General features: G+C 71.7%; 5 protein-coding genes. All 5 read right to left on the bottom strand.

Features of this window, described 5'->3' with window-relative positions:
• Positions 1–820 (bottom strand): metal ABC transporter permease (locus tag GT354_RS09450; RefSeq protein ID WP_161355823.1); only part of this gene is annotated, 820 nt, incomplete at its 3' end.
• Complete coding sequence (locus tag GT354_RS09445; protein ID WP_161355822.1) at positions 817–1839, bottom strand: metal ABC transporter permease; 1023 nt, start codon at positions 1837–1839, stop codon at positions 817–819. The genes GT354_RS09450 and GT354_RS09445, both read right to left, overlap by 4 nt.
• A gap of 8 nt (positions 1840–1847) precedes the next feature.
• Positions 1848–2621 carry a metal ABC transporter ATP-binding protein gene (locus GT354_RS09440; protein WP_161355821.1) on the bottom strand — a complete coding sequence of 258 codons (774 nt, stop codon included), beginning with the start codon at positions 2619–2621 and terminating at the stop codon, positions 1848–1850.
• A 3-nt stretch (positions 2622–2624) separates the two neighbouring features.
• A complete protein-coding gene (locus GT354_RS09435; RefSeq protein WP_161355820.1) occupies positions 2625–3671 on the bottom strand; it encodes a metal ABC transporter substrate-binding protein in 1047 nt (348 codons plus the stop codon).
• A 316-nt stretch (positions 3672–3987) separates the two neighbouring features.
• Positions 3988–4179, bottom strand: coding sequence for a hypothetical protein (locus tag GT354_RS09430; protein ID WP_161355819.1), 192 nt, complete (start codon positions 4177–4179; stop codon positions 3988–3990).
• Positions 4180–4370: the final 191 nt, after the last annotated feature.

Below are 4370 nucleotides of genomic sequence, written 5' to 3'. Positions count from 1 at the left end.
GGCGGGGCAGGACGCGGGCCGGCAGGCCGTGGCGAGGGGACAGGAGCAGCGAGAGGACGAAGCCGGCCGCCGCCACGAGCGCGATGGTCGCCCCGGCGGCAACGTCGTAGTGGCGGGAGATCTCCAGTCCGGTCACCGCGCTGCCGGTGCCCAGCGCCGCCGCGAGGGCGGTGGTCACGGTCAACGAGTCGGTCCACAACCGGGCCGTGGCCGCCGGGCCGACCAACAGGGCCAGGGTGAGCATGATGCCGACCGCCGGGGTCAGCACCACGATCACGGCCTGGACGAGCAGCAGGAGCAGCAGGTCCAGGGCCATGACGGAGTGCCCGGCGGCGCGCATGCCCTCGTGGTCGAAGGCCGCGAAGGTGAGTTCCTTGGCGGCCAGGCCCAGCACGAGCAGGATCACGACCGCCGCACCGGCCGTGACGGCGAGGTCGTGGGTGTCGACGGTGACGATGGAACCGACCAGGAAGGCGGACAGTTTGCGGTCGGAGGCGGGCCCGGCCGCGACCATCGCGGCGCCCAGGGCGAATCCGGCGGCCAGGATCACCCCGATCGCGCCGGACGCGGTCTGGCCGGGCCGCCGGGTCAGCGCGACGACGGCCAGGGACAGCACGATGCCCACCGCGGCGCCGCCGAGGTAGATGTCGAAACCCAGGATCGAGGCGAGCACCACGCCGGGGAACGTGGCGTGGGTCATCGCCATCGCGTAGAACGCGAGCTTGCGCAGCACGACTTGGACGCCGACGACGCCGGCGAGCAGACCGACCGTGATCGCCTCGGCGTAGGCGCGATGGGTGTAGGTGTCGAACCAGGTCATCGGGTGCTCCTCCCGGTCGGTCCGGGGGTCGGCCGCAGTACGGAAGCCGGCCGGGGTTCGAGGGTCGGCTGCGGTTCGGCGGACGGCTGGGATTCGAACGTCGACTGCGCTTCGGGGATCGGCCCCGCCTCGGGCCGCGTGGCAGGCGCCGTACGGCGTACCCGCACCCGCGCGCGCAACCGTGCCGCGCCGGCGCCGGCCAGTGCGAGCAGGTAGGCCGCCACCAGGGTCAACACGACCGTGGGCCCGGTCGGCAGGGCCAGGTCGTGATCGATCGAGGCGCTGTAGCTGATGGTCAGGCCGAGGTATCCGCACAGCACGGCCGCCGCGATGCCGATCGCGACGATGTGCGCCGGCCGCCGGCCGAGGGTGCGGCCGATGGTCGCCGGGACCACCAACAGGGCCAGCACCAGGGCCGTGCCGATGGTGCGTACCGCAGCGACCACGGTCAGCGCGACGACCACGTTGAGCGCCAGGTCGAGCGCGCCCACGCGGTAGCCGGCCGCGCGGGCGAAATCGGCGTCGAAGCTGCGCAGGAGAAGTTCCCGACCCAGCACGGCGAGCGTGGCCAGGCAGAGCACGGCGACCGCCGCGGTCTCGATGATCTGGGCGTTGGAGGTGTAGAGGATCTGTCCGAACAGGAAGGTCTGGAAGTCGGCGGTGTAGGAGTGGCTGCGCGAGACGACGACCACGCCGATCGAGAACATCGCGGTCAACAGGACTGCGAGCGCGGCGTCGTCGCTGGTGCGCTTGCCGCGGGTGAGCAGGGTCAGCGCGACGGCGGTGGCGCCGGCCGCGATCAGGGCGCCCTCGAAGACGCCGTCCGCGCCGTGCAGGACGAAGCCGATCACGACGCCCGGAAAGACGGTGTGGGTCAACGCGTCGGCGACGAATTCCAGTCGGCGCAGCACCACGAACGCGCCGACGGCGCCGCACAGGATGCCCAGGACGGTCAGTTCGATCAGAGCCCGGGTGAGGTAGGGGATGCGGAAGGGTTCGAGGAGGAGTGCGGTGTCCACGGCCGGCCTCAGCCGCGGGTGACGACGAGCCGGCCGGCGTCGAGTTCGACGGCCTGTCCGCCGTAGCACGCGCGCAGCAGGTCGGCGGTGAGTGCGAACTCGGTGGGGCCGAAAGCGAATTGGCGCCGGTTGACCAAACAGGTCTGCTCGCACAGGCGTTGCGCCACGGTGAGGTCGTGCGTGCTGACCAGGACGCCGGTGCCGGCGCCCTTGGCTTGTTCGAGCGCGGTGATCAGCGCTTCCTGGCTGACCGCGTCGACGCCGTTGAACGGCTCGTCCAGAACCAGGATCGGGGGCCGGGCCGACAACGCGCGGGCCAGCAGGACGCGTTGGCGCTGCCCACCGGACAGGGTGCCGAATCGGGCTTTCGCCCGGTCGGTGAGGCCGACCAGGGCTAGCGCTTCGTCGGCGGCGTCACGGTCTCGGCGGCCGGGTCGGCGCAGTCGGCCGATCCGGCGGTAGCGGCCCATCAGCACGACCTGCCGTGCGGTGACCGGGAATTCGGGGTCCAGACTCGACGCCTGCGGTACGTAGCCGACGCTGTGCCGAGCCGCGGCCGGGCGACGGCCGGTCACGGTCACCGATCCCGCGACCACCGGGACCAGGCCCAGGACGGCCTTGACGAGCGTGGACTTGCCGCCGCCGTTGGGGCCGACGAGCGCGACCGCCTCGCCCGCGACGACGCGGCCGTCGACGTTTTCCAGCGCCGGGGTGCGGTCGTACGCCATGGTGGCGCGGTTGAAGCGGACGAGGTCGGCCGCGGGTTCGTCGATGTCGGTCATCGCTCAGCCCCGCAGTGCGGCGACGATGGTGTCGGTGTTGTGGGCCTCGGATCCGAGGTAGGTCTCACCGGCGGTGCCCGGGGCGCCGAGGGAGTCGGCGTAGAGCGAGTCGTCGCCGGCGACGACCTTGACACCCGCCTCCTTGGCGATGGTTTCGGCGGTCTTGGGCGGCAGCGCGCTCTCGGCGAAGACCGCCTTGACGCCGGTGGACTTGATTTTGGCGACGAGTTCGTCGATCCGGCTGCCGGAGAGTTCGGCCTGATCGTCGAAACTGGGGATGATCGAGCCGACGAATTGCAGCCCGTAGCGATCCACGTAGTAGCCGAGCGCGTCGTGGTTGGTGACGAGCTTGCGGTCGGCTGCGGGAATGGCCTCGATCTTGGCCCGGGTGTCGGCGTCGAGCGCGTCCAGCTTGGCAGTGTAGGCGGCGAGGTTGTTCTCGTACGTCTTGGCGTGCGTCCCGTCGGCGGTGCTCAGCGCCTTGGCGATGTTGGCGACCATCACCTTGGCGTTGAGCGGGTTGTGCCACACGTGCGGGTCGGATCCGCCGTGGTCGTGGTCGTGTTCGTGGTCGTGGTCGTGTTCACTCGCGTGCTCGCCGTCGCCCTCGCTCTCGCCCTTGCGCAGTTGCACTCCGGCGGCGGCCTCGACGACCGGACCCTGGTAGCCCGCGGCCTGGACCGCCTTGGGCAGCCACGCCTTCTCCATGTCGACGCCGTTCTCGACGACGAGCTTCGCTCCGCGGATCGCGTTGAGGTCGGCCGGCGTCGCCTCGTACTCGTGGGCGCTCGCGTTGGCCTTGATCAACTGGGTCACCTCGACCCGGTCGCCGCCGACGTTGCGGACGAAGTCGGCGATCTGCGTCGTGGTCGCCACGACCTTGACCTTGGGTCCGGAATCGGCGACCGGCGCACCGGGGTTCGCCGCGGGGGCGGTTCCGGTCGTCGTCTTGTCCTTGGTCTTCGTGTCGTCGGCGCCGCACCCGGTGAGGGCCCCGGCGGTCAAAACGGCGGACGTGAGCGCGACGACGGCGCGGGCGGATATATGCATCAGGAGTCTCCAGGCAGGGGTGGTCCGACGAGTCGGTCGGCGGCTGCCGTATCGACCCATTCGGTAATGAAAACCATAATCGTTTTCAGGTATGTCGTCCAGGTCGGGGTCCTCCGGCCGGAGCCGGGGGCTGTCACCGGCCGCTTCGGGACGCGCCGCCGCAACCGAACCGCCGGTGCCCCTCGGCGTGATCGCCGAGGGGCACCGGGTCGACGTGCGGACGAGGGCTCTGTGGATGGGGTTCTGCGAATGGGGCTCCGTGGACGCGGATGGGAGCTCTGAGGCACCACCCGGCGGCCGCGGTTGCCTCCGCGCTCTAGGCCGTCGCCACCGGAGGCGCCGTCTCGCGCTCGACGACGGCGGCGGGGGTGTCGGCCGCGGAGTCGGGGACCGTCTGGCTTTCGGCGGTCGCGGCCGGCCGGCTGTCCGGGGTCGTGGCGGACGATGCGGAGCGGGTGGCCTCGGCGCGCACCAGGGCGCTCAGGGCCGTGTAGACGTCAATGGGCATGGCGGGATCTCCCGTGTTCGCGGGGCTGAGGAATCGATCGCGGCACGCCGGCACGACCCGTCGCCGGACCCGGCGAGGGTGTGCCGGCGGTGGCTCCTCAGCAGCGCAGGACGTCGGTCCGCGCGGGTGCGCCCCCCGGCGCGCGCAGGCCCGCCCGAACCGCGACCTCGCCGGCCTCGGTCGACCCGGCG

Origin of the sequence: Streptomyces sp. SID3343, assembly GCF_009865215.1 — a bacterium.
Taxonomy (GTDB): Bacteria; Actinomycetota; Actinomycetes; order Streptomycetales; family Streptomycetaceae; genus Embleya.
This window is presented reverse-complemented; position numbering and strand designations above follow the sequence as displayed.

Excerpts from the sequence above, each read along its gene's own strand:
- GT354_RS09440 (WP_161355821.1), bottom strand. The coding sequence starts at position 2,621 with ATGACCGACATCGACGAACCCGCGGCCGACCTCGTCCGCTTCAACCGC.
- GT354_RS09435 (WP_161355820.1), bottom strand. The coding sequence starts at position 3,671 with ATGCATATATCCGCCCGCGCCGTCGTCGCGCTCACGTCCGCCGTTTTG.
- GT354_RS09430 (WP_161355819.1), bottom strand. The coding sequence starts at position 4,179 with ATGCCCATTGACGTCTACACGGCCCTGAGCGCCCTGGTGCGCGCCGAG.